Here is a 25,771-nt window from a genome sequence, read left to right as displayed (position 1 = left end):
TATCAGCGATTGGCGCGCTCGAAACGACGCAGTTGCTCGTTACCACGGCTGACGGCACGATCCAGTGCTTCCTGAGCAGACGCAGTACCATTCCATACCGACTCCAGCGATTCATCAATAATGCCGCGAATCTGAGGGAAGTTACCCAAACGCAGCCCTGTCGAGTTCTCGGTTGGCTCAACTGAGGTCATCTGCTTGATGGAGGTATCAGTGCCAGGATTCTGTTCATAGAATCCCTGTTCTTCAGAGAGTTTGATGGCAGAATAGGTGATCGGCAGATAACCGGTGAACTGATGCCAGTCCGCCTGTACCGTGGGGTCAGACAGATAGTCATAGAACGCAGCGACTGCACGATACGCGTCATCATCATGTCCACGCAGTGTCCAGAGGGTTGCACCACCGATGATGGTGTTCTGTGGTGTTTCGATAGCGTTATCCCAGTAGGGCAGTGAGCTGACACCGAACTCAAACTGAGCATTGGCGTTGATACCGGCATAGCCCGCGGAGGACTCGGTATACATGCCACACTCTTCACTGTAAAACTTGGCTGACCCTTCATTGGTGCGGCCGGAGTAGCTGAAGATACCGGCTTTCTGCCATTCACCCATCTTCTCGATATGAGCAACCTGCACAGGGCCATTGAACTGCAGTTCGGTATCGGTGCCACCGAAGCCATTTTCCTTGCTGGCAAACGGGACATTATGGCGGGCTGACAGGTTCTCCAGATGGATCCAGGACTGCCAGGCGGTGGTGAAACCGCATGCATAGCCGGCGTCGAGCAGCTTCTGACCGAACTCCTCCATTTCTGCCCAGGTGGCAGGGCCGCGATCCGGCAGACCCGCTTTCTCAAACGCACCCTTATTGTAATAAAGCACAGGAGTGGAGCTGTTGAACGGCATTGAGAGCATGTTGCCATTGCTGTCGGCATAATAGCCGGTGACACTGCTGAGGTAATCTGACTGGTCAAATCCCTGGCTGAACTCTTCCATCAACTGATAGGTTGGGTAGACAGCTCCTTCTGCGGCCATCATGGTTGCCGTTCCGACCTCATATACCTGAACGATCGCAGGCTGCTGATTGGAACGGAAGGCCGCAATAGCTGCAGTCATCGTATCGTTATAGTTGCCACGGTAACTGGCATTGACCTGATAATCGTTCTGGGAGGCATTGAACCCAGCCACCACATCCTCAACTTTTTCGCCCAGTGCTCCACCCATAGCGTGCCAGAACTGGATCTCGGTTTTAGCCAGCGCAGGTGTTGCGCTCAGCGAGCAGATAAAGGCTGCAATCAGCGTCTTCTTCATAGGGGTTCCTCAGAGTGTTGTTGTTATATTGGGTTCATTTGAATATTCAGTTAGAGCATGAAATGAACTCTGAACCTTCAATCTAGCCCAATAGTTTTCGTTTTGTCACTTTATTTTTACTATTTTACGAAACGAACATGACGATATGGTAACTGAATGATGACAGGGGAGTTCATTTGAAAATAAATGAAGAAAGTATTCTGCAGATCAGACCTGGCGTTGCTGGATTCAAGCCAGATCGTCATCCGGTTCCAGTGTTGAGACGAATATCGGGTATTGACCTGTCCTGACTCTTTTGGACCCTGCTGGCTGGCGAGGTTTGCATTCGCAGATCACGCAGCATCTGTTGCAGTATCTGGGCAGGTTCGTAGTCGCGATTACGCTCACTTGCAGCGCGTTTCATTTGGCGTTGTAGTGATGGGCTGGCAAGGTAGCGAATGGCGGCCTCTGCCATCTCATCAGCATTTTCTGTCAGAAAACCATCGACCTCGTGGCGAATAATGTCCTTGGGTCCCTTTTCTTTGTAAGCGATCACCGGTACACCACAGCCCATCGCTTCAAGGACAACACAGCCGAAAGTATCAAAGCGTGAAGGTAGCAGCAGCAAGTCGCTGTCTGCGTAAACCGAGACCAGCGATTCGTGTCCTATCCAACCGAGAAAGTGAGCGTCGGGTAAGGCTTGTTCGAGCTTCTCTCTGGCAGGTCCACTGCCTGCAATCCAAAACTCGGCGTTAGGGCAGGCGGCCTGAATTTGCGCCCACACAGAGGGCAGATCCATCACCCCTTTTTCATCACTGAGGCGTCCGGCATAAAGAATAACCGGTGGTCTGGCATCTGTTGCTGTTGGCAGATGAGTGGGGTTGATGAAGCGGGGATTGATGAAGCAGTCGTCAGCCCAGTGGCGCGTCAGGAACACCTGATTCTGTTCAATGCCCATATCAGGGCCGCTGAGCCAGGCCTTGTGATCGCTGTTAAGAACAAAAATACCATCAAACTGGCGGTAAAAAGCGCGGATCAGGCGCCTCAGTCTATCCATGCCATGTTGATCAAGTTGACTGCTGTGGCTGAAGAACTCTATCCAGTCCGTATGCATGAAAAAATATGCGGGAACAGAGTAAGCATGCTTCAGATATTGAGCAACCAGCCCCATCACCAGCTCGGTGGAGCAGATGATCCGATCATAGCCTCCCTCTTCAAAAATACGCTGAATGGCAAGCAGGTCGGGAATATGGATCAGTTGTTCACCGAGCTGCTGCATATCAAAGGATGCCAGTGGACGCACAACCTTAAGATGTGGTTGGGCCTCCAGATCCGGATGGCACACCAGCATGTCAATCGGAAGGTCGGCTTTCTGTATTTCCTGCAGTGTACTCTGCAGAACTGATGACACACCATTATGATCGGTCAACGTGTCGCTCAGCCACAATACACGCTCAGGGTGACGGTGCTCATCCAGCGTATCAGCCAGGCGATTCAGAAACTCTCGGTTGGAATAGAGCACATGTCGGCTCGCCAGTGTCGCACCTGCGAGAACCACCCCGGCCAATGCCGGAAATGTCAGGCTATCCATCAGTTTCAGCAGATTGAGTGACACCATATCGGTGGATCGGCTGCGCTCACTGCTGAAGAGTGTTCGTGCATGAGTGGGGAGTTCAAACTGCCGGATCAGCTCATCGATACTCAATGTGTTGAAAAGATCGCTCTCCACATTCGAGAGGTTCTCCTTGAGCCGCTGCAACAGTACAGTCGATATCTCACGAAAAAGTGCAGGCAGCACCTCCCGAAGTACTGTCAGAAACTGGTCGGGCTCATGCCTCTGTGTGCGGGCGATTTTCTTGATCATCTTCAGTACGGGTTTGAACTCCTTGCTGACACCAAGAGTAACCAGTAATTTGGGTTTTTTTCCTGACAGAGCTTGATGGAAGGTTTCCAGAAAGGTCAGAGTGTATTTATGTCGTTTGATCTCCTGCATCACATTGCTGATGCCCAGGCAGATCAACTTATCATTCATGGAGCCCTTGTGCAGCATCAGTCTTAGCAGGCCGGGATCTTTCATGTTGATCGCAACCTGTGAGAAATAGTCCAGAAATGTTGCGGTCAACTTCTCCTCTTCTCCTACCTCACCGTAGGGAGCCATCTGCCCATTGAGCAGCGCTTCGAGCGCAAGTACCGATGCAGGTGTCTCCAGCAGCCTCTGTTGAAGGTTATCAACCTGAAGCAGAGTGCCGCAACGTCCGGCAAAAATGCCGTTGTGATCATCTGATCCTCCCGTCATGCGCTTGCGATAGGGGTCTGTACAGAACTCAAAGGGATCCAGTTTGTGCTCACGCGCCAGATAGTCGATTCTTTCGGGTGTCAGGCTATCGATCCAACGTTGTGTCAGGGCGTTCTGCCAGTAACCGCGTTGTCCGTTCAGTACTTCAAAACGCTCAAACAGAAGCGCAAATTTCTCAAGCAGGCTGATATCCGGCTGTTTACCATGAGCGTAAAAGAACAACGGGTGTGGCAACACCGTAGGGAGTGCATGTTCTCGGCAGTAGCCAGCAAAATGATAGATATTACGCCGCAGCAGGTTAAGTATCACCTCCTGTTCGGGTGTGAAACCATAGGTCAGTACATGGATGCTCAGCTCAGAGTCAGGGAAGTGACAGGTAAACTCTGCCCCGACCAGCACGTCAAATCCTCGGTCCAGCAGATCCCAGCAGGAGCGGGCATTATTATGGTTGGTGATGGTAATCAGATCGCAGCCATTATTCTGCAGGCGCTTGACCAGATCATCCGTCTTGAGCCAGGTCTCGGGAAGGCGCAGCAGCCGCCCCCAGAGCTCATCAGGCACATCGCTGTTGTGATCGTGACAGTGCAGATCTACCCGCAGGATATTTTCAGCAGCAGGAGCATCAGGTATCAGCAAGCCCCTTTGTTCAATCAGGAACTGCTCATAGCCGCTACGGATAGATGTATGAAAGCTGCTGAATGACTCATCAGAAACCTTGGCGGATGTATCCGGGATGAGTGGTTGCACGGTAGACCTCTTTCCACTGGCTTTTACCGGCAGCTTAAGGTCTGTTTATGACATTGCGTTGACAAGGGTAATGCAATAGATATCGATTGGGACATGAAAGCGGAGATGACTTTCCTGAATCCGCGCCACAGAACGTTGATCGGCTCATTCGTGAGTCATGAAATATAAATCTCAGTACCACTGCTTCGAAGTGATCCACAGACTACACTTAAGTTGATCCGACATTCAACAAGCCAGAAAACAGCGTAGCGAAACTTTATATCTATCTGCTATTTGTTGACCGCTATGGGATAGAGGTCATACATCAATTCACGCAAATGGGCTGCAAGGCCGGGGTAATCTACATCTCCAGTATCAGACTTGAGGGTGCACTCTCAATTTTTTCCCATGCCAGCACTGCCTTGAGCGAGTCTTCATAAGGGAACGTGATATGAACCAACTGGCGGATCAACAGTACAAGTACCTGTTCAAATCTTCACCGGGAAAAATTCTGGTACTGGAGCCTGGCAGATTCGAGGTCCTGGCTGTCACTGACGAATACCTGCATGCCACGATGACACGTGAAGCAGACATAGTCGGCAAGACACTGTTTGAAGTGTTTCCTGATGACCCGGAAGATCCGCAGGCGGACGGTGTGCGGAACCTGTCGACTTCTCTGCAGCGGGCCAGGTCACTGAAAGTCCCTGATATCATGGGTATACAGTGTTATCCGATACGCCTGCCAGATGGCACCTTTGAGGAGCGATTCTGGAGCCCAGTGAACAGCCCGGTAATGGATGATGCCGGAGAGATAGCGTTCATCATCCTGCACCGGGTGGAAGATGTTACAGCTATAGTCCAGGAAGACACCGGTGCAAAAAGCCCTGCGGTTGCTGATATCAGCGACTCTGCTGCGGTTCAGGATATCCTGATGAGGGCACAGGAACTCAGGCAGGCCTTCTCCATCGTACAACGACATGAGGCACGCATGCGCACTTCGGAGCGCATGCTGAATTTGGATACTGGGAATACTACCCGGAAACGGGCGCTTTGAACTGGTCCAGACAGGTGTTCGACATCTACGATTTACCAGCCAACCAGCCAGGACCTGATTTCGAGGAGTACTTTGCCCGTGTGCATCCGGATGATCGGGAGGCCGCGCGCGCCGTCTATGCATCATTTTCTGAAAAAAACGAGGCCCAGATCGAGTTCGAGCACCGGGTGATTGCCCGCGATGGCTCAGTGAGATATATCAAGGGGGTGGGGGAGCGCCAGGAGTCGTCTGGCCGCGAAGTCGTTATCGGCTACTTCCTGGATATTACCTCGCTCATCAGGAGCCAGCACAAACTCACGCAGGCAGAGCAGCTTTTGCGCCTGGCAGGCGAAAAAGCCAGGCTTGGGGGCTGGCAGGTCGAGCTTGTTTCAGAAACCATCCTTTGGACGCCTGAAACGGCCGCTATTCATGGCATGCCTGCTGACTACTCCCCGGCCAGTGTCGCCGAGGCAACTCAGTTCTATACGCCGGGATATCGCGGCTTTATCCAGAGCGTATTCGAGCAGTGCGCGCGTGAAGGCGAAGCGTTCGATGTTACCTGCCAATTGCAGACACCTGATGGACGACGGCCATGGGTCAGGGTGATCGGCCTGGCCGAACGAGATCAGAATGGCAGGATCAGTGCCGTTCAGGGGGCGTTTCAGGATATTACGACCCTGCATGAGGCCCAGGCACGCGCCGCTGAAGCTGAGCGCCAGCGCCTCAATGTACTGGAAAGCATCAGTGATGGCTTTTTTGCACTTGATGACCATTGGAACTTTACTTATGTCAACCAACAAGCCTGTGAGTTCATGGAGCGTTCCAGAGATCAGTTGTTGGGTAAAAAACTATGGGACGAATTCCCTGAGGCGGTCGGTACCGAATTTCAATGTCAGTACCAATGGGTGCTGGAGAACCAACAGACCCGTCAGTTTCAAGGGGTTTATGCCCCCTTGGGCAAGTGGTTTGATGTCAGCGCCTATCCTATCCCTGATGGCTTGGCGGTATACTTTCGTGATGTGACGCTTGAGCGGGAGCGCCAGGAGCAACTGAGGCTGGTTGAGGCGGCCTTGTCGCGGCAGAACGATATCGTGATCATTACGGAAGCCGATACGCTGGATGAACCGAATGGCCCACGCATCGTGTATGTAAATGATGCCTTCGAGGGGTTGACTGGCTATGCAAAAAGCGAAGCGATTGGCCTCACACCACGTATTCTGCAGGGGCCGGAAACAGACCGTCAGCAGTTGGATCGCATTCATATCGCCCTGCAGAATAAGGAATCGATACGTTGTGAAGTGCTCAATTACCACAAGTCGGGAGAATCCTATTGGTTGGAACTCGATATTACACCACTGTTTGATGATACGGGACACTGCTCTCACTTTGTGGCGGTCGAGCGCGATATCACCCAGCGCAAGGCCATGGAACAACAGCTTCGGGAGTCGCAGAAGCTTGAAGCTGTCGGTCATCTGACTGGTGGTGTTGCCCATGATTTCAACAACTTGTTGACGGTTATCCTGGGTAATACGGAAATGCTGGTTGAGCTGTTGGACGATCCTGACTTGCGGGCCATGGCGGAAATGACAGTATCTGCAGCACAACGCGGAGCTGAGCTGACCAAACGCCTGCTGGCTTTTGCCCGCCGCCAGCCACTCGACCCGAAAGCGACGGATATCAATCAGTTGGTGGCGACGATGCAGGCGCTCATTCGCCGCACCCTGCCAGAAAACATTGTGCTGGAATTCATTTCTGATCCTGATTTGGGGATTACTGAGATTGATGGCAATGAACTGGATACAGCGCTGCTGAATCTGGTGGTCAATGCACGTGATGCCATGCCCAGAGGGGGGAAGTTGACCATAGAGACCGCCAATAGAGAGTTGGACAGTGAATACGCCGAGCGTTATACCGAAGTTGCTCCGGGTGAATATGTGATGGTTTGCGTATCCGACACCGGCACAGGCATGGACCCGGATACGGTACGTCGCGCCTTTGAACCCTTTTTTACCACCAAGTCGGTGGGTAAGGGCAGTGGTCTTGGTTTGAGCATGGTGTTCGGGTTTACCAAGCAGTCGGGCGGACACCTCAAGATCTACTCCGAACCGGGTGAAGGCACTACTGTTAAGCTTTATTTCCGTCGTATGAGAGGCGCGCACTATGCGAGTTATCAACCAGCGGCGGCCTTGCTGGTGCAAGGCGGCACAGAACATATTCTGATCGCAGAGGATGATGATCTGGTGCTGAAACATCTTGAAACTCAGTTGCTCTCATTGGGATACCGCGTTACCAGCGCCACGTCCGGACCCGAGGCACTGAGTGTGCTGCAAGCACAGCGCGATATAGGCCTGTTGTTTACCGATATCATCATGCCGGGCGGCATGAATGGGCGCGAGCTGGCGGATCAGGCGCGAGCCGTCTATCCCTTGCTGAAAGTACTCTTTACCTCCGGTTACACCGAAAACGCCATTGTTCATCAAGGACGCCTGGATCCGGGTGTGGACCTGTTGAGCAAGCCCTATACCCGTCTTGAGCTGGCAACCAAGGTGCGGGAGGTATTGGATAGATAGCTGGATCAATCGCCTGTTTGACCCCTCGGATACCGGGATGTGTGACTGTACTGTATGCCTCTTACCACTGGCTTTTGCCGGCAGCTTAAGGTCTGCTTGTGACAGTTCGTTGAAATGTTCTCGTGAAACCGTTTGTTTGAGGACTCTTATGGTTCCAACCTTCAGAGTGACGTACCTGCATGGGGCTGACCCTGAGTACATCATGAATGAGAACAGAAGGGTTCATCCAGCTCTCTCATTGCTACCTGAAAACATGAACGACATAGTCCGTGAGACAACTGTGGCACTTTGTCAGCCTCAAAGAGTCTGAGATGAGCTAAACCTTCTTCAAGCTCAGCCCATTGCTCCGATGATATTTTCAGTTTTTTGCACATGCTGCACACTGTCACGATATCTGACGATCTTGGTATTTGCGTATCAAGCAGGCTGGTATAGGGCCGGGGTTCCGTGCGGCAAATTGTACTTGTGATTTTGATTTGCTCATCTGGCAATGCCTCGATTTGAAGCTCAAGGTATCTTCGTTCAGTTGGAGAGTCACAACGGAAGGGGATAGTCACTGAGCTTCTTACCCCTGCTCTTACTCTTTTAAATAGCTCTTGATACAGCTGCTGTGTCTCAAGATCCTGAATGAAATCCCACAGCTTGCGTCCTACCACTCCTTCCGGCACCAGAGAGCTACTCCAAGCGTTAGAATCTGCGAAGCCATACCAATTGTCACTGATGCTGGTGATAGTATCGGTGCTGTCAATCCGGTAAATGTATGCATCGTTGCTCATATGGCTTCACTTTCATGTCTGATTTTCGTTTGATCAATCCAACCTGAACAGGAGAATTTTCAACTGGCTTAATACAGGGTATCAGGTTATGCGCACCAAGATCACAAAGAGAGGCAGTGGTTTTTTTGGCGATGATGTGGCTGGCCGGCTCTAGAAGCTATTGGCAGAGTCCATATTGGACAAGTAAGAGTTACAGGCGGCTCTAAACCGAAAGTACTGACCGTCGGAAACTGTGGGTAGCAGTGTACCGCAACGTCCGGCAAAAATGCCGTTGTGATCATCTGATCCTCCCGTCATGCGTTTTCGATAGGGGTCTGAGCAGAGCTCAAACGGATCCAGTTTGTGTTCACGCGCCAGATAGTCGATTCGCTCGGGTGTCAGGCTGTCGATCCAACGTTGTGTCAGGGCATTTTGCCAGTAGCCGCGTTGTCCGTTCAGCACTTCATTTATCGGCAGCTTAAGGTCTGCTTATGACAGCTCGTTGACAAAAGAGATAATGTCCCCCATACCTAAGTAACGAATGTGTTGATAAACACAGAAGAGGATGGGTCGATGAAGAATATACGCCTGAGTGTAATGCTATACACAGGATTTTCTTTGGTGGCTCTGATCGCTGTTCTGGTAGGAACTATAGGCCTTTTGGGCGAGCGGACAATGGAACATGAAATCAGAGTCCTTGGTGAAGTTCGAATGCCGGCAGTATTATCACTTAATGAAATTGATAGTGCGCGGCAGTCAATTCACGCTCAAACACTGGAGTCGTTACTGTTTCCCCAGATTACTAACAATACTTTGAATCATTTGAAGAAGCTTGCTGAGGGGCAAAAGTCCTCGTGGCTACGGATGGATGCTGCTATAAAGCTCTATTCGGACCTGCCTCAATCTGAAGAGGGTGGGGCTCTTTTCCGGCAGTTCAATCAAGAATACAGTCAGTGGAAAGATCAGTATCGCGAGCTGGACAGTCAAATGGAACGTTTGTCTCGCACATCTGATTCAACTGAATATGAGACTTTGTTCAACGTGTATCGTGAACAGAGCTTGGCTATAGCGCCACTGACCGGAGCATTGAGTGGGGATATAGCGCGTATGGTTGAGTACAACCGAAATCATACTTTGCAGACCGTCTCTGATGCAGATGCCAGCGCTGTGCAATCTATGATAATACTTGCAACCATCATGATTCTGGGTTTTTTAGTTGCGCTGGCATGTGGCTGGTTTATTACCCGTCATACATTACGTTTGCTGGGAGGAGAGCCAGCCGAAGTGATGCGGATTGTTGATCAGGTAGCGGAAGGAGATCTGACCATAGCCATCAAATTGAGGCCAGGTGACAGTGATAGTTTGCTGGCCCGTTTCGATCAGATGATAGTTAAGATTCGCAGATTGATGAAAGAGGTGTCTGAGGCGTCGTTACAGGTATCGGCTGCAGCTGAAGAGCTCTCTGCATCAAGTGCTCAGACCAATGCTCAGGTTCAGTTGCAGCAGGCGGAAATCACGCAGGTGGCTACAGCCATGAATCAGATGACAGCTACCGTACTGGATGTTGCCAGTAATGCTTCTGCAGCTGCTCGAGCGGCGCAATCAGCGGATAGTGACACTTCAGCAGGTATGGAGGCAGTGAGTGAAGTGGTTCAGGCGATCAACAATCTTGCCAAAGAGGTGGAAAGCATAACTGGTAATATTCTCAAGCTTGTGGATGACAGCAAGGAGATTGGAGGTGTTCTGGATGTGATTCAGAGCATTGCGGAACAAACCAATCTGCTGGCATTGAATGCTGCCATTGAAGCCGCCAGGGCCGGAGATCACGGCAGGGGGTTTGCAGTGGTGGCGGATGAGGTCAGGTCACTGGCCAGCAGAACTCAGGACTCCACTGAAGATATCAAGGATCGTATTGATCGTGTCCAAAACAGTTCGGCACTGGCTGCGAACCAGATGGAAGAGGGGCAGAGTCTTGCGTTGCAAACGGTTGAAAAAGCGGGTCTGGCTGGTGATGCACTCAAAACGATCAGTGCTGCAGTTGCTTCAATCAACGATATGAATGCTCAGATAGCAACAGCAGCGGAGGAGCAGTCTTCAGTTGCCGAGGAGATCAATCGCAATGTCAGCAATATTACTCAAGCGATTGATGAGACAGCAACAGCTGCCAGTCAGGTGACGTCTGCAAGTCAGGAGCTTGCTGTATTGTCAGCCTCTTTGCAAAGAAACGTGCAGCAGTTCAAGATTTCGTGAATACACTGCTTTGAATCATGCAGGGGGTCGCTTTATGGTCCTCTGCTTTTCAAGGTTGCAGTAAGTTCTTTTTATTAATTCAAGTTGAGGATATGTACTGCTGGGTTAGAACAATTCAGTCCAGAACCGTTTGAACCTGGTTGCGTCCGTTTTCTTTTGCCTGATACAGAGCCCTGTCTGCTCGATCAATCAATTGCTCCGGCAAGTCGAACGCCTGTTGCACAGTCACACCGAATGAGGCTGTCATTGCATTGATGACTACACCGCTCGGTTTATGTTTGATGCGGATAGACTGTATTTTCTGACGCAGGCGGTCAGCCAGTATGGCGGCTTTGTTGCTGTCACATTCATACAGTAATACCGCAAACTCTTCCCCGCCATACCGCACTGCGTCAGCCTTATCCTGGCACTCTTCAGTCAAAAGCTGGCCTATGCACTGAAGTGCACGATCTCCCATGATATGACCATATTGGTCATTGAGTTGCTTGAAGTGATCAATATCCATCATGATTACTGACAGAATAGGGTCATCGTTTCCTGAACAGATTCGCTGCAGTGTTTCATCCAGGAAGCGGCGGTTGTAAAGCTTGGTGATCGTATCGATATAGACATCCTGTCGAGCACTGCTGAGCTCTTCCTGTAAGCGCTGAATCTCCTGCTGCGCATTGGTGATCTGCTGCAGAAATATTTCTGCCGTTGCGGATACCTGCACTGTGTTGTCGTACAGGGATTGCGCAATCGTCTCCAGCGGCAGATCCGGGTCTGAGCTATTCAGGGCGTCCAGGCTTTCCTGCAGTAATGCACTGTATTCGCTCGTATGTTTGACGGCAGCACCGGCAGATTCATTCAGACTGGTGGCGACGGTGATCAGCGCAGACTGCAACTTATCGGAGGACCCCATCTCATCACTGATCAGATGGTTTCTGAAGAGCTTTGCTTCAAAACCAGCCGGACAGGTGCCATATTTGGTGATGGTTTTGTCCAATTCCTGATTGAGTGTGGGCAGTCGCTGAGTAACGTAGGTGTACCAGAGTGCGTAATTGAGCGGGTGAGGCGGTATCTTGTACTTAACCATCAGAGGAACAGCCTGGCGAAGAAATTCAGCTGCCTGTTGCGAATTATCTGAGTACTGCATAGCACGCCTCTGTATGAAACAGGAATTTTACAACTTATCCAATAATAGCACTAATCGCTTTTAGCGCTACAATTACCTAATATCTGCTGTTATATCACTCAGTGCAGGGATTCCTGGATGAGCAAAGCATTACATCATAGCCGTTTTCATTTTCACCCTGAGCAGTTGGAAACGCCTGTCTGGGTGTTTGATCTGGAGCATGCTCGGGTGCTTTGGGCGAACCCTGCAGCGGTACGGTTATGGTCAGCAGACAGCCTTGAAGTATTGACAGCTCGCGAGTTTGAAGCTGATAAACTTCGTGACGATGGCATGCTTTCTGTTCATCAGTCTCAAGCGAATGAAGCTGAATCGAGTGCAAAGTGGTTCACTCGGCAATGGGTGTTCTATCCTGACGGTGAGCCACTGAATGTATTGTGTTACTGCAAGCCGGTACTGCTGGATGACGGCCGCTCAGGTATGCTGGTTGAGGCGCTGTCACGAAGAGACGAGGCCGAGCGTCAGGTAGAAAATCAAAGCTCCGCGCAGGACAATGCCGGGCTGATGATCTCTGTTTTTGATGAGCTGGGGCATCTGCTGAGTCGTAACCATGCAGCGGAACTGGTGCGGAGCGGACATGATCTTCTGGCTGATTATTTTTCCGACCCTGAACAGGGCGATCTGATTCGGCAACGCCTCCTGAGTAATCGCTCCGGTGTAGTCACGATGGACCTACAGGTGTCCGGTCGTGGACGCTGGCACCGTATTGAACTGAGACTGGGTTATGATCCGTTCAGGGGCGATCAGGTGCTGCTGTTGACGGAACAGGATATTACGCGGCAAAAGAGCCATCAGGTGCAGTTGGAGCATGCTGTTCATTATGATGCACTGACGGGTCTGCCTAACCGAACACTGCTCACCAATCAATTGGAACTGGCGCTGCAATCCAGGCAAAAGGATAAGCAACTGGCGCTGGTCTATCTGGATCTTGATGGTTTTAAAGAGGTCAATGACACCTATGGTAATGACTTGGGTGATCAATTATTGATTGAGGTCGGCCAACGCTTGAAAAAGGCGTTGCGTTCGGGCGATACGCTGGCGCGCCTTGGTGGTGATGAGTTTGTGGTGGTGCTGTCAAATGTCGGTAATGCAGGTGAGTATAAGATTGTTCTGGATCGTCTGATCCATGCGATCACCATGCCGATTCAGCTTCGTAATACCCAGTTGCATGTCTCGGCAAGTCTGGGCGTTACGCTTTATCCAGACGATGACTCTGACGCAGATACTCTTTTGCGCCATGCCGATCAGGCGATGTGTCAGGCAAAAGCGCTGGGCAAAAATCGCTATCATGTATTTGATCCGTTTGAGGGGCGCAATACCACGAGCCAGCAGGAAAATATTCTGCGTATCGAACAGGCGATCGATAATGAAGAGATGGAACTCTACTATCAACCCAAGGTGAATATGCGCACCGGGCAGATTATCGGCGCAGAAGCATTGATCCGCTGGAACCATCCGCAGCAGGGTGTTTTGTCTCCGGCTGCTTTTCTTCCGATTATTGAAGATACCAGTTCTATCTTTAAACTGGATACCTGGGTGTTGCGAGCCGCCCTGAAACAACAGACGCTCTGGCAGCAAGCCGGGCTCAGACTGTGTCTCAGTGTCAATATTGCGGCTCTTGACTTACAACAACCCGACTTTCTGCAGCGCCTGCAGGGTTTGTTGGCTGAATATCCGCTTGTCGATACAGATCTTCTGGAACTGGAGGTGCTCGAAACCGCTGCCCTTGAGGATATTGTCAAAGTCTCGGGCGTAATGAAGGAGATTGCGCAGCTGGGAATCCACTTCTCTCTGGATGACTTCGGCACTGGCTATTCATCATTGAGCTATCTCCGGCGGTTGCCAGCCGGAGCATTGAAGATCGACCAGACCTTCGTTCGTGACATGCTGTGGGATGTTGAGGATACAACCCTTGTTCAGGGTGTTATCAGTCTGGCGACCGCTTTTCAACGCAGCGTGGTGGCCGAAGGGGTGGAAACAGAGGAACATGGTGAGCTGCTTCTCAGACTGGGGTGCGAAATAGGTCAGGGCTATGGTATCTCCAGACCGATTCAGGCAGATGCGTTTTCTGAGTGGGTTTCGCAATGGACCTCTTTCCAGTCCTGGAAGGCGTGCCAGAATTTCCCCGTCAATCGTGATAATCTGGCCCTGATCTATGCCGAGGTGGATCATCGAGGCTGGCTGCGGGGGATTGAAAACTATCTGAACGACCTGAGTGCCACTCCACCTCCGCTTTACTCATCCGAGGCATCATCAGTCTGGTATAAACAGGGCTACTTCAGGCGCATGCGTCAACAGCCTGAATTTGCTGCGATTGAGCCGCTATACCAACAGATCGATAAGCTCAGTGCTCAGATATATCAGCTTAAAGGGGATGGGCAGGAGCAGCGGGCAAAGCAGGCTTTTGCGCAGTTGGAGCTGATCAGCAGGGAGTTGGTTGATCAGCTTCGCACTCTATATATAGTCATGAACTGTCAGTGGTAAATGGGTATTTCAGGCTAAGCGCCGCTTGAGACCCGACTCAACCATGACACGTGTGGCGATCTCCTCAATGGAAAAATAGGTGGTATTGATCATCTTGATATCCACCTGACGCAGGCGCTTTTCGACCTCGCGCACCTCAAACTCACACTGATTCATTGAGGCGTATTGGCTATTGGGGCGGCGCTCATGGCGGATCGCGGCGAGTTGAAAGGGATCAATAGTCAACCCGAAGAGCTTATCCCGATAATTCCTGAGAATATTGGGCAGGCCCGAATGTTCAAGATCCTCAATGGTAATCGGATAGTTTGCTGCCTTGATCCCGAACTGCAGTGCCAGATACAGGCAGGTGGGCGTTTTACCGCAACGTGATACCCCGACAATGATGATATCGGCCTTATCGTACTGCTGAGTACGTGCTCCATCATCGTTATCCAGAGCAAAGTTGACTGAGGCGATGCGTTCCTTGTAGCGGCTGGTCTCCTGTATCGCATGGGATTTGCCAACGGAGTAGGAGGAATGGGTATCTAGCTCATTTTCCAGCGGTTTGAGGAAGGTGGCGAACACATCAATCTTGAAGCTGTTGCTGGCCGCAATCAGGTTGCGGATATCCTCATTGATGATGGTATCGAAAACGATGGCTGAAGCCCCATCCTGCTTAGTGGCTTGATTGATCTTGGCAACTGCAGCCTCGGCTTTCTCCAGCGTGTCGATATAGGGCAGCGTGATGGAGGTGAAGTGGATGCTTTCGAACTGCGTTAACAGGCTGTTGCCAAGTGTTTCGGCCGTGATGCCGGTACCATCTGAGATAAAGAATGCGGTTCGTTTCATTGTTCAGTATTTCAACATTTGTTTGAGGTGTGGTATCAATTCGGTCAATTGGTTTTCAAAAAGCTGGTGCTGAGATTCAATTTCGGACCGGTTGCTTCCCTGTTTTGCAAGCTGTTCAAGATGTCTGGCTGCAGCAGATGCTTCATTAGCGCCAAAGGTAGATAGCAGGCCCTTCAGGGTATGCGCATGGAACATGATATCCGTCAAAATCAGTTGATCCACAGCCAGTTGAAGATTACTGCGGTGGATAGGGCTTTCGCTCAGAAACAGCTCCAGTATATGGAGCAGAAGCTCTTCGTCGCCTCCTGCAAGATCAACAGCCTGCTGCCAGTGAATATGTACATTATCCATCATGCGTTATCCTGGTTGTTGTTCTGTTTAACGGGTTGAGAGTGAGAGGCCGAGGTTGTTGCAGCGTGCTCTTTAATAAACACCTCAAGTTTGTCTGGCGGCATCGGCCGGGCCAGCAGGTAACCCTGAATCTCATCAATGCCCAGTTGTTTCAGTTGATCAAGCTGCTCACGGGTTTCAACGCCTTCGGCCAGTGTTTTCAGTCCTATACCAGCGGATAGTGTGGTAAGGGAGCGAATAATGGCACGATACTGCTGTGAGTCGGCAATGTGCTGAATGAAGGCACGATCAATTTTTAAGGTATTCAGTGGAAAACGCAGCAGATAAGACAGTGAGGAGTAACCTATGCCGAAGTCATCAATGGCGATCGTGAAGCCTTTATCAGAGAGTGTCTGCAGTAGTTCCACGGTTTTCTCCGGATCGCGCATGGTTGTACCTTCGGTGATCTCAAGCTCAATCAGATGTGTTGAAACTGCACTTTTTTCCCTGGCCTGAATGACGTGCTGAAGAAACATTTCATGCTCGAACTGAGAGGGTGAAACATTGATGCCTACGCGAAGGTTCAGCCCGGCTTTCTCCCATATGGCGGCTTGCCGACAGGACTCCTCCAAGGTCCATTGGCCGAGCAGGTGTATCATGCCCATCTCTTCCAACAGAGGAATAAAGTGCGATGGAGGGATGTTGTCACCTTCTGGATGAGTCCAGCGTACCAGGGCTTCCACTCCGACGATACGGTAGCTGTCGAGGTTCAGCTGTGGCTGATACACCATACGGAATTCGTTGCGAGCCAGTGCCTGATGCAGAGCGGCCTCGAGTGACAGGGCACTGCGTGCTGTCGGCGATTGCTCGGCATTGTAGCCTCGGATATTCAACGTACCCAGCGATTGCAGTGTGCGTTGGGTGTATTGGGCTCTGTTCAGGAGCTCCTCTGCAGTCTGGCCATGCTCTGGAAAACAGGTATAACCGGCAGTAAAGGTAATAAACAGCTCCTGCTTTCCAATGTGCCAGCTGCGCTCCAGTACCTTGAGCCAAGAGCTGACCGTTTCTCTGCTATCCTTCGCTCTCTGACAGGTCAGAAGTGCATAGCGACCACTGCCTATGCAGGCGACAGACGACTCCTCCGGGGCCTGCTCCAGCAGTTTCTGCGCAATCAGATGCTGCAGAGAGTCGGTAATCTCTGAGCCATAAGCCTCCTGAATACGGGCGAGTCGTGAAATAGCCAGTACAATGACTGTCAAGGTGCCACCATTCGCTTCTGCTGTTTCCAACTGTTGCGACAGCATGCGCAGAAACAGGCGTTTGTTGGGAAGCTGAGTGATTTCGTCATGCAGCGACAGATAATCGACCATCTGTTCAGTACGGCGTATTTCAGTAACATCCTGATAAGCACCAACAAGAAGCCCTTCAGTATGGCTTTGGTGGCTGCCGATAAGGCGTATCAGGCGCTCACGTCGGGTATGGATCAGGCGTACTTCAATATCCAGTGTTGCAAGGTTGTCGATGCTGATTGTCAGGGCCTGGCGAAAACGCAGAGAGTCATCAGGATGCAGAGTGTCGAGCAGTGCATCAAGACTGGCTGGCGGAGTGAAGCCGAGCAACTGACTGGCACCCTCTGACCAGCCCAGACTTTTTGTGATCAGATTCAACTGCCAGAACCCGAGTGCGGCAAGCTGACAGGCACTGTCCTGTTGATGCTGACTGCGCAGCAGCGCCTTCTCCCGTGCAGCATCTCGCAGCGCATAACGAATCCGCTGCAGCAGCAGCGGCAGGTTCAGAGGCTTGGTGATAAAATCATTGGCACCAGCATCAAAGGCGGTACTGATAGAGTCAACATCGTCAGCGCTGGTCAGAATCAGTATCGGTGTATGCATATGCTGCTCAAGCTGGCGTATGGATCTGCAGGCTTCGAATCCATCCATGACCGGCATCATCACATCCATCAAGATGAGGTCTGGCTTTATCCTATGGTAGAGATGCAGTGCATGGGCGCCATCAGCAGCCTCGATAACCTCATAACCCTCACGCGACAGTCGGGTACTCAACAGAGTGCGTATGCTGATCGAGTCATCAACCACCAGCAACCTGATCGCTGAGCTTTTTTCCATGAAGGGCCTCAGAGGTGTTCGAAGATATTTTTATCAGTCAGTGTAAACCACGGTAGTATAGTCTTAAATGAAATAAGTCAGGAAAAACAGCATTTTCTGCAGTGGAGTGAAAAGCAGACTGTGTGATGATATATGTTGGCACTAGAGGTGGGAGAGATGATGACAGTATGGGCAAAATCAATCATAGGAGGCTTGGCCGCTGGTCTGCTTTTGCTGCCTATGGCTATAGCGGATCAGCTACCTGCCCCGGAGGGGCGGGTGGTACTGACGGTGAGTGGAAAGATCCAGCATCACAATCAGGATGGCGCGGCGGTGTTTGATCAGCAGATGCTGGAGCGCCTGGAACAACATGAAGTCCAGACCGGCACGCCCTGGACAGATAAGGTGATGACTTTCAGTGGGCCGTTGGGCAGCGCATTGATGGAGGCCGTGGGTGCCGAGGGCAGTACGTTGAGAGTGACAGCCATCAATGAGTACAGTGCCGAGGTGCCAGTCAGTGATTTTGCCGAATTTCCGGTGATTCTGGCACTCAAGGCGGATGACCAGTACCTCAGGGTGCGTGACAAAGGACCTCTGTTTATCATATATCCCTTTGATTCCCATCCGGAGCTGAATAATGAGGTGTATTACACCCGCTCGGTATGGCAGATCAAAGCCATAGAGGTGCAGTAATGATGTTATGGCAGATGTTGAGGCAGGGGTGAAGCATGATCGAGCGGTTACAGGGTCTGACAGCCAGGTCGTCCTACAAATGGTTCATCTCTGTGATGGCATTGTTGAGTCTGGTAGCCGTTGCGATCACTTTCACCATGATCGTGGATCGCCAGCAGCGTCTGATTGATACCGTCCGTGATGATGCGCTCTGGGCTTCTTTTCAGCTTGAACGTGAGGTATCGCGTCTGAGTCGTCAGCTTGAGAAATACTTTCACTCTCCCTCGTCGCAGGAGTTGGATGAAGGGCTGCTGTTGTTTGAGGTGCTCTATGGTCGGCAGGAGATTCTGAACACAGGGCATATGAATGAGTTCTACGCCTCGGACCCGCGATTGACAGCCGATCTGGAGTACATGACCGCCCAGATCAAAGAGATGGACGCCCTGCTTGATGAGGTGATGGCGCAGGAGCCGGAAGCACTGCAGAAATTCAATCAGTTGATTGAGTCGGTACTGGCTGTCTCCAAAGAGTTTCTGCTGACCACGCTGCACCTTAATCGTGTCTACAAGGTCGACACGCGTGACCAGTTGATCGCACTGCTGACCACTCTCAGCATCTCGGTGAGTGTGCTGGCGCTGCTGACGTTGGCAATAATAGTGCTGCTGTTCCGCAGCATGCTGCGGGAGAAACAGCTCAGAATCGAGGCGGTTAAACTGGCCGGATTATTGAAAGAGGAGGCTGAGCATGCTCAGGGAGCAAACAAGGCAAAAACCGACTTCCTTGCTGTCATGAGTCATGAGCTGAGAACACCAATGAACGGTGTGCTGGGAATGACTGAGCTGCTTCTGGAAAAACAGATCGGCAGTGATGAGCGGGAACTGGCCAATGATATCTATACCTCTGCCGAATCCTTGATGCGGCTGCTGAATGATCTGCTGGATCTGTCCAGGATGGAGGCTGGCAAGTTCAGCCTGGTGTCCAGTCGTTTCAGTCTGGCTGACCTGTGTCGCAGGCTGTATACCACCTATAACAATGCCCACAGGGAGAAGCCGATCACGTTCGATCTGGAGTTGGACTCCAACCTGAGGCAGGCTTATATAGGTGATCCGGCCAGGATACGTCAGGTCCTGATTAATCTGTTGAGCAATGCCTTCAAATTTACCGAGCGCGGACGAATCAGACTCAATGTATCGCTGACGGAGCCCCAAGAGGAGTCAGTATCCGCAGACACCAGACAGTGGCTCCGGATCGAGGTGGAGGATACCGGCATAGGCATTGCGGAAGAGACACAGTCTCGACTCTTCAACAGTTTTGTTCAGGCTGACAGCTCCATCAGTCGTCAGTATGGTGGAACCGGACTGGGGCTGGCGATCTGTCGCAATATTCTGCAAAACATAGGTGGCGAAATAGGTGTGAACAGCCATCCCGGTGAAGGTAGCTGTTTTTGGTTTATATTACCGCTGAAACCAGCTTCCAGCCTGACACTCAACAGTCTCGAAACAGAGCCTGAGTTGGAAAAAATTCAGTCAGTTGTTCAAAGCAATCACCAGGGTGAAGGCCAGCGTGTACTGGTGGCTGAAGATCAGGCGATCAATCGCAAGCTACTGGTCACCTTTCTGGATCAGGCTGGGTATGAGGTTGAAGTGGCCTGCAATGGACAGGAAGCGCTGGATAAGGTGCGACAGGGCGATTATGACCTCATTCTGATGGATCTGCAGATGCCGGTGATGGATGGGCTGGATGCGACACAGCAGATTCGTGCTTTGGGCGGAGCGCTGAGCTCTATCCCCATCATCGGTGTGACAGCAAATGCCATGGCGGCTGATCGTGAAGCCTGTCGCAAGGCAGGCATGAACGGTTTTGTCTCCAAACCGATTGATCGGCAGAGGCTGTTGCGGATGTGTCGTGAGGTCAGGGCCGACAGTGACTGGCTGGCGTAGTCTGTCAACTCAGTCAGAAACGTTTTTGTAGTGAAATTACATTCCAGTCGAACGAGCGATTTCTGTTGCCAACTGCAGTATGATCCGCTCAAGCTGCCATGGCAGTAGAAATTCTTTGGGTGTCGACAAAGGAGAGTGATCTGTGCAGGATTATGTACTGCGCCTCGAACAGGCCGGAATGAATGACGTTCACAGGGTAGGCGGCAAAAATGCGTCGCTGGGTGAGATGATCAGCCAGTTGAGTGAGATGGGTGTCAGGGTACCGGGCGGCTTTGCCACAACGGCAGAGGCTTATCGGGACTTTCTGAAGCAGGATGGGCTGGCCGACAGGATCGAGCAAGCACTCTCTTCGCTTGATGTGAACGACACCCGGGCATTGACTGACGCTGGTCGGCAGATCCGACAGTGGATCATGGAAACCAGTTTTCCGGCGAAGCTGGATAAACAGATCGACGCTGCCTATGCCGAGATGGCTGATGGTCATGAGATAGCAGTCGCCGTGCGTTCATCAGCCACCGCCGAAGATCTTCCGGATGCTTCCTTTGCCGGGCAGCAGGAGACCTTCCTGAATATTCGCGGGCTTGAGCAGATCAAGCAGGCGATCCGCGAGGTGTTTGCCTCACTCTATAATGATCGTGCCATCTCCTACCGCGCTCATCGTGGCTATCGTCACAGTGAAGTGGCGCTGTCGGCCGGTATTCAGCGTATGGTGCGCAGTGAAACCGGCGCATCCGGTGTTATGTTCAGTCTGGATACCGAATCCGGTTTTCAGCAGGTGGTGTTCATCACCGCCGCTTATGGCCTGGGCGAAACCGTGGTGCAGGGCGCCGTCAACCCGGATGAGTTCTATGTCTACAAGCCGACACTGGCGATGGGTGTGCCGGCGATACTGCGCCGGACCCTGGGTTCAAAAGCGATCAAGATGATCTACTCCGGCCAGGGCAGCACAGCCGATGCCGTCGAAGTGGTCGATGTTGCACGCGAAGAGCGTAACCGCTTCTGTATTGCTGACGCCGAGGTTGAAGAGCTTGCGCGTATCGCCGTGACGATCGAGAAACATTATGGTCGTCCGATGGATATCGAGTGGGCCAAGGATGGTGATGACGGCGAGCTGTACATTGTTCAGGCGCGCCCTGAAACCGTCAGAAGCCAGAGTAACTCCGCTCAGATTGAGCGTTACCTGCTGAAAGAGAAAGGCAAGGTGCTGGTGGAAGGGCGCTCGATAGGGCACCGCATCGGCGCAGGCCCCGTACGTGTCGTCAGCAGCCTGGATCAGATGCATGATGTGCAGGCGGGCGATGTGCTGGTCACGGATATGACCGATCCGGATTGGGAACCGGTGATGAAGCGGGCATCGGCGATCATCACCAATCGCGGAGGGCGTACCTGTCACGCGGCGATCATCGCGCGCGAACTGGGTATCCCGGCGATTGTCGGGTGCGGTGATGCCACGGCAAAACTCAATGACGGTCAACTGGTAACCGTATCCTGTGCTGAGGGCGATACCGGACGTGCCTACGAGGGCAAGCTGGCATTTGAACATCAGACCAACACTGTCGGCGCCATGCCGCCTTTGCCTTTCGATATCATGATGAACGTAGGTAACCCGGATCGGGCATTTGATTTTCAGTCCCTGCCGAATGCGGGGGTGGGATTGGCGCGCCTTGAGTTCATTATCAATCGCATGATAGGGGTGCATCCCAAGGCGTTGCTCAATTTTGATCAGCAGTCGCGCGATATGAAACAGACCATCGAGCGCCGCATTGCGGGTTATGCTTCGCCGGTTGATTTCTATGTCGATAAGCTGGTAGAAGGGATCTCCACTCTGGCGGCTGCCTTCTATCCGAAGAAGGTGATTGTGCGCATGTCGGATTTCAAGTCCAATGAGTATGGTCATCTGATCGGCGGTGAGCGCTATGAGCCGGTTGAAGAGAACCCGATGCTCGGCTTTCGTGGTGCTGCGCGCTACATATCCGAATCCTTCCGTGACTGCTTTGAACTCGAATGTCGTGCTCTGAAGCGAGTTCGCGATGAGATGCGTCTGACTAATGTCGAGATCATGGTGCCCTTTGTGCGCACAGTCGGAGAAGCATGTCAGGTGGTCGAGTTGTTGGCCGAGAATGGTCTGAAACGTGGTGAAAATGGACTGCGTGTGATCATGATGTGCGAAATTCCCTCCAATGCGCTGCTGGCGGATAAATTTCTGGAGTACTTTGATGGCTTCTCCATCGGCTCGAATGACCTGACTCAGCTGACACTGGGGCTGGATCGCGACTCCGGTATCATCGCTCATCTGTTTGATGAGCGTAATGATGCCGTCAAACGATTGCTGGAGATGGCGATCGTCGCGTGCCGCAAGGCAGACAAGTATATCGGCATCTGTGGGCAGGGGCCGTCTGATCATCCTGATCTGGCGCGCTGGCTGATGGAACAGGGGATTAACAGTGTATCCCTGAACCCGGATTCGGTGCTGGACACCTGGTTTTTCCTGGCTAACGAACAGAGTTAAGGTTAACTTCATCTGAAGGCGGTAAACTGCCGCCTTCAGATATGAGCTATAACCAACAGGACAAGCATGTTACCCGCCTGGACAGATCGATTTTTGCAATGGTTTACCCCCTATAAAGATCGGCGCATGCTGACGCTGCTGGCACTGGGTTTTTCCAGTGGCCTGCCGGCTCCGCTGGTGTTTTCCAACCTTTCCATCTGGCTGCGCGATGTTGGCGTCAGCCGTACCGATATCGGTCTGTTTGCGCTGGCGGCTACGCCCTATGCCATCAACTTTCTCTGGGCGCCGCTGGTGGACCGCATGCGTATCCCCTGGTTTTCTGCCCGTTTCGGGCGCCGCCGCGGCTGGGCGCTGTTTACACAGTGTCTGCTGATGCTCGCGATCGGCCTGCTGGCACTGACTGATCCTGCCGAGAGTCTGCTGTTGATGGCAATGGCCGTGCTGTTTGTCACGTTTATTTCTGCCACGCAGGATATCGTGATTGATGCTTATCGTATCGAGGTACTTGAACCGCACCAATATGGCAGTGGCTCTGCTGCTGCGATTTGGGGTTGGCATCTGGGTGGAACGCTTATCGGTGGCGCGGGTGGTTTGTATCTGGCCGCGTTTTTTGGTTGGCATGCAGCTTACCTGCTACTAGCCGGTGGTGTATTGATCGGCATCACCGCGGTACTGATGAGTCCTGAACCCAATCGCGCACCACCTGCCGAAACACTGGCTGAAGAGCAGCGTGCACTGGCGGTGCTGGATCGCTGGGCAGGACTGCCGGATAAGCAGCGACGCTTGCTGGGGTGGCTCTATGTCACACTGCTGGCGCCGCTGATGGAGTTTACGCGCCGACAAGGTTGGCTGCTGATCCTTATCTTCATTTTCGTCTTCAAGCTAGGTGATGCGTTGCTGGGGCGCATGTCTGGAGTGTTCTATCGCGAGTTGGGCTTTTCTCTGACACAGATTGCGGATGTCGCTAAGATTTATGGACTCAGCGCTAACCTGATCGGAATAGTGATCGGTGGTGTTCTGGTGGCCAGAATAGGGCTGCTCAAAGCGCTGTTTCTTGCGGGGCTGGCCACCGCCGCTACCAACCTTACTTACTCCTGGTTGGCAATGTCGGGACAATCCTACTGGGTGTTCGTCACGGCTGTGGCTTCTGATAATTTCACCACAGGGTTGGTAACGGTGGCGTTGGTCGCTTATTTGTCGAGTCTGTGTAACAGCGCCTATACTGCAACTCAGTATGCGCTGCTGGCCTCTCTGGCGAATCTGGCACGTATCTGGTTCTCGGCCTCAAGCGGCTGGATGGTAGACAGTCTGGATGGTGACTGGACAATTTTCTTTGTATATTGCGCGGTGATAGCACTGATCGGTTTACCGTTGCTGCTGGTGATCATGAAGTACTATCCACAACCTCCGCAACCTCCACAAGCAGTGGTCGCTAAGGTTGATCCACAAGCGATTGATGTTGTTTCCCAACCCGTGAAGTAGCCCTATGCCCATCTATCTTGATAACCTCAAACAGCTTTCCGACAGGCTGGTGGCGATTCAGAAACCGATTCAGATACTGGATGCCATCAAGTGGCCTGCGGTCTTCGAGGATCAGTTTCTGGCATCGGGCGGCACACGGCTGCCAGCTGCGGATCTTCAGTTTTATCAGCAGCAGGCATTGAGCTTCAGCCCAGATAAGTTACAGCAGGATCTGAATGAGCTGCGACAGGATGTGGTGCGTCGACTGGGCAGGCATGATGGACTGGGCAGGATATTGCAGGCCAATATCGAGCAATACCTGATAGTGGCCGAGATGCTGAAAGGACGGGGCACTGCTGAGTTCGGCAAACACAGCCGAGCGCTTTATGGTTCAGCTCAGGACCGGATGAGAGGCGATCGCAAAACGTTGCGGGAGCTGGGTGAGCGTTTGTGCCGGATCTTCTCTTCCCCCGCAGTTGAGCACCTCAAACGTCCCTATGCCAATGACATTTCAGCCCATAAAGCTGTGGACCTGCTGGCCGACCGACTTGGACGATACTTTAATCCGGGGGATGTGCGGGTGCAGATCTCCAACGGTATCGTATCGGATGCAGCGGCCGGCGGTGATGTGATCAAGCTTAATGAGCGTGCTTACTTTTCTGAGCTCGACCTGCAGGTGCTCGAAGTACATGAGGGCTGGGTGCATGTCGGCACTACCCTGAATGGGCGCAAACAACCCTGGGCAACCTGGCTGGGTGTCGGATCACCTCGTATCACCGCGAATCAGGAAGGTCTGGCCGTGTTGCTGGAAACTCTGACCTTCAGCTCATTTCCACAACGTGCCCGGCGAGTCAGTGACCGGGTGGTGGCGGTGGATCTGGCAGAGCAGGGGGCTGACTTCATTGAGGTGTTCCGACACTTCCGTGACAGTGGCTTGAGTGAACATGACAGCTACCGTGTGACACAGCGCGTTTTTCGTGGTGGTACCCTCTCGGGTGGTTCGGTTTTCACCAAGGATCTCTCCTATGTGAAGGGCTTTGTCGAGAATGTGAATTTCATCAAGAGCGCAATAGAGTCCGGTGTGCCGGAGATACTGCCGATGCTGTTTGTCGGCAAGGTCACGCTGGATGATATTCCGATACTCTATGAACGCCATCTGGAAGGCGTTATTGATGCCCCCGTGTATCTGCCGCCCATGTTTCGCGACCTGAACGGACTCTTTGTCTGGTTCGGTTTTTCCAGTGGTCTGAGCCTGGTGAATCTGTCTCGTGTGCAGAAGCACTTCAATCAGTTGTTTGAGCAGTTGCCACAAACCGCACCTCTGTACACAGCAGTGGGTGATGTGGATATAGACTGAG

Annotated in this window: 17 protein-coding genes; 9 read left to right on the top strand and 8 right to left on the bottom strand. The window is 52.1% G+C overall.

From position 1 onward, the window contains the following. Positions 1 to 2: 2 nt before the first annotated feature. Together ugpB and ACK3CJ_RS12230 are read right to left on the bottom strand one after the other, a co-directional pair. Positions 3 to 1,304, bottom strand: coding sequence for a sn-glycerol-3-phosphate ABC transporter substrate-binding protein UgpB (gene ugpB / locus ACK3CJ_RS12235; protein WP_409522490.1), 1,302 nt, complete (start codon positions 1,302 to 1,304; stop codon positions 3 to 5). Between the two features lie 241 nt (positions 1,305 to 1,545). After that, positions 1,546 to 4,326: a glycosyltransferase gene (locus ACK3CJ_RS12230; protein ID WP_409522489.1), complete on the bottom strand. Its 2,781-nt coding sequence runs from the start codon at positions 4,324 to 4,326 to the stop codon at positions 1,546 to 1,548. Between the two features lie 430 nt (positions 4,327 to 4,756). On the opposite strand from ACK3CJ_RS12230, the gene ACK3CJ_RS12225 reads away from it, so the two are divergent. Both ACK3CJ_RS12225 and ACK3CJ_RS12220 read left to right on the top strand, forming a co-directional pair. Then, positions 4,757 to 5,359 carry a hypothetical protein gene (locus ACK3CJ_RS12225; RefSeq protein ID WP_409522488.1) on the top strand — a complete coding sequence of 201 codons (603 nt, stop codon included), beginning with the start codon at positions 4,757 to 4,759 and terminating at the stop codon, positions 5,357 to 5,359. Then, entirely contained in the window at positions 5,356 to 7,908 is a 2,553-nt protein-coding gene (locus ACK3CJ_RS12220) for a PAS domain S-box protein (protein WP_409522487.1), read from the top strand. The genes ACK3CJ_RS12225 and ACK3CJ_RS12220 overlap by 4 nt, the downstream gene beginning before the upstream one ends. 200 nt (positions 7,909 to 8,108) lie before the next feature. On the opposite strand, the gene ACK3CJ_RS12215 is transcribed toward ACK3CJ_RS12220, so the two are convergent. Both ACK3CJ_RS12215 and ACK3CJ_RS12210 read right to left on the bottom strand, forming a co-directional pair. After that, complete coding sequence (locus ACK3CJ_RS12215) at positions 8,109 to 8,684, bottom strand: hypothetical protein (RefSeq protein ID WP_409522486.1); 576 nt, start codon at positions 8,682 to 8,684, stop codon at positions 8,109 to 8,111. Between the two features lie 150 nt (positions 8,685 to 8,834). Beyond that, the gene (locus tag ACK3CJ_RS12210) at positions 8,835 to 9,125 is read right to left on the bottom strand and encodes a hypothetical protein (protein ID WP_409522485.1); all 291 of its coding nucleotides are present in this window, start codon (positions 9,123 to 9,125) and stop codon (positions 8,835 to 8,837) included. A 111-nt stretch (positions 9,126 to 9,236) separates the two neighbouring features. Here ACK3CJ_RS12210 and ACK3CJ_RS12205 point away from each other — a divergent pair, with 111 nt between their 5' ends. After that, a complete protein-coding gene (locus tag ACK3CJ_RS12205; protein ID WP_409522484.1) occupies positions 9,237 to 10,913 on the top strand; it encodes a HAMP domain-containing methyl-accepting chemotaxis protein in 1,677 nt (558 codons plus the stop codon). A 115-nt stretch (positions 10,914 to 11,028) separates the two neighbouring features. Here the strand turns inward: ACK3CJ_RS12205 and ACK3CJ_RS12200 are convergent, their stop codons facing one another. After that, the gene (locus tag ACK3CJ_RS12200) at positions 11,029 to 12,048 is read right to left on the bottom strand and encodes a GGDEF domain-containing protein (RefSeq protein ID WP_409522483.1); all 1,020 of its coding nucleotides are present in this window, start codon (positions 12,046 to 12,048) and stop codon (positions 11,029 to 11,031) included. A gap of 117 nt (positions 12,049 to 12,165) precedes the next feature. Here ACK3CJ_RS12200 and ACK3CJ_RS12195 point away from each other — a divergent pair, with 117 nt between their 5' ends. Then, entirely contained in the window at positions 12,166 to 14,568 is a 2,403-nt protein-coding gene (locus ACK3CJ_RS12195; protein WP_409522482.1) for a putative bifunctional diguanylate cyclase/phosphodiesterase, read from the top strand. A 9-nt stretch (positions 14,569 to 14,577) separates the two neighbouring features. On the opposite strand, the gene ppsR is transcribed toward ACK3CJ_RS12195, so the two are convergent. The 3 genes from ppsR to ACK3CJ_RS12180 are packed head-to-tail and all read right to left on the bottom strand — an operon-like array spanning position 14,578 to position 17,852. Then, the gene (gene ppsR / locus ACK3CJ_RS12190) at positions 14,578 to 15,396 is read right to left on the bottom strand and encodes a posphoenolpyruvate synthetase regulatory kinase/phosphorylase PpsR (RefSeq protein WP_409522481.1); all 819 of its coding nucleotides are present in this window, start codon (positions 15,394 to 15,396) and stop codon (positions 14,578 to 14,580) included. Positions 15,397 to 15,399: 3 nt separating this feature from the next. Continuing rightward, positions 15,400 to 15,750 carry an Hpt domain-containing protein gene (locus ACK3CJ_RS12185; RefSeq protein ID WP_409522480.1) on the bottom strand — a complete coding sequence of 117 codons (351 nt, stop codon included), beginning with the start codon at positions 15,748 to 15,750 and terminating at the stop codon, positions 15,400 to 15,402. Further along, positions 15,747 to 17,852, bottom strand: coding sequence for a putative bifunctional diguanylate cyclase/phosphodiesterase (locus ACK3CJ_RS12180; RefSeq protein ID WP_409522479.1), 2,106 nt, complete (start codon positions 17,850 to 17,852; stop codon positions 15,747 to 15,749). The genes ACK3CJ_RS12185 and ACK3CJ_RS12180 overlap by 4 nt, the downstream gene beginning before the upstream one ends. Before the next feature lie 156 nt (positions 17,853 to 18,008). On the opposite strand from ACK3CJ_RS12180, the gene ACK3CJ_RS12175 reads away from it, so the two are divergent. From ACK3CJ_RS12175 to ACK3CJ_RS12155, 5 genes are all read left to right on the top strand, one after another. After that, positions 18,009 to 18,524: a hypothetical protein gene (locus ACK3CJ_RS12175; RefSeq protein ID WP_409522478.1), complete on the top strand. Its 516-nt coding sequence runs from the start codon at positions 18,009 to 18,011 to the stop codon at positions 18,522 to 18,524. A 35-nt stretch (positions 18,525 to 18,559) separates the two neighbouring features. Then, complete coding sequence (locus ACK3CJ_RS12170; RefSeq protein WP_409522477.1) at positions 18,560 to 20,443, top strand: response regulator; 1,884 nt, start codon at positions 18,560 to 18,562, stop codon at positions 20,441 to 20,443. Positions 20,444 to 20,585: 142 nt separating this feature from the next. Beyond that, a complete protein-coding gene (gene ppsA / locus ACK3CJ_RS12165) occupies positions 20,586 to 22,952 on the top strand; it encodes a phosphoenolpyruvate synthase (protein ID WP_409522476.1) in 2,367 nt (788 codons plus the stop codon). A gap of 66 nt (positions 22,953 to 23,018) precedes the next feature. Next, entirely contained in the window at positions 23,019 to 24,434 is a 1,416-nt protein-coding gene (locus ACK3CJ_RS12160; protein WP_409522475.1) for an AmpG family muropeptide MFS transporter, read from the top strand. A gap of 4 nt (positions 24,435 to 24,438) precedes the next feature. After that, complete coding sequence (locus ACK3CJ_RS12155) at positions 24,439 to 25,770, top strand: flavohemoglobin expression-modulating QEGLA motif protein (protein WP_409522474.1); 1,332 nt, start codon at positions 24,439 to 24,441, stop codon at positions 25,768 to 25,770. Position 25,771 lies beyond the last annotated feature (1 nt).

This window comes from Nitrincola salilacus (assembly GCF_046271865.1).
Taxonomy (GTDB): Bacteria; Pseudomonadota; Gammaproteobacteria; order Pseudomonadales; family Balneatricaceae; genus Nitrincola; species Nitrincola salilacus.
This window is presented reverse-complemented; position numbering and strand designations above follow the sequence as displayed.

Coding starts and splice junctions, on each gene's coding strand:
- ugpB (WP_409522490.1), bottom strand. CDS start 1,304: ATGAAGAAGACGCTGATTGCAGCCTTTATCTGCTCGCTGAGCGCAACA.
- ACK3CJ_RS12225 (WP_409522488.1), top strand. CDS start 4,757: ATGAACCAACTGGCGGATCAACAGTACAAGTACCTGTTCAAATCTTCA.
- ACK3CJ_RS12215 (WP_409522486.1), bottom strand. CDS start 8,684: ATGAGCAACGATGCATACATTTACCGGATTGACAGCACCGATACTATC.
- ACK3CJ_RS12205 (WP_409522484.1), top strand. CDS start 9,237: ATGAAGAATATACGCCTGAGTGTAATGCTATACACAGGATTTTCTTTG.
- ACK3CJ_RS12200 (WP_409522483.1), bottom strand. CDS start 12,048: ATGCAGTACTCAGATAATTCGCAACAGGCAGCTGAATTTCTTCGCCAG.
- ACK3CJ_RS12195 (WP_409522482.1), top strand. CDS start 12,166: ATGAGCAAAGCATTACATCATAGCCGTTTTCATTTTCACCCTGAGCAG.
- ppsR (WP_409522481.1), bottom strand. CDS start 15,396: ATGAAACGAACCGCATTCTTTATCTCAGATGGTACCGGCATCACGGCC.
- ACK3CJ_RS12185 (WP_409522480.1), bottom strand. CDS start 15,750: ATGATGGATAATGTACATATTCACTGGCAGCAGGCTGTTGATCTTGCA.
- ACK3CJ_RS12180 (WP_409522479.1), bottom strand. CDS start 17,852: ATGGAAAAAAGCTCAGCGATCAGGTTGCTGGTGGTTGATGACTCGATC.
- ACK3CJ_RS12175 (WP_409522478.1), top strand. CDS start 18,009: ATGATGACAGTATGGGCAAAATCAATCATAGGAGGCTTGGCCGCTGGT.
- ACK3CJ_RS12170 (WP_409522477.1), top strand. CDS start 18,560: ATGATCGAGCGGTTACAGGGTCTGACAGCCAGGTCGTCCTACAAATGG.
- ACK3CJ_RS12160 (WP_409522475.1), top strand. CDS start 23,019: ATGTTACCCGCCTGGACAGATCGATTTTTGCAATGGTTTACCCCCTAT.
- ACK3CJ_RS12155 (WP_409522474.1), top strand. CDS start 24,439: ATGCCCATCTATCTTGATAACCTCAAACAGCTTTCCGACAGGCTGGTG.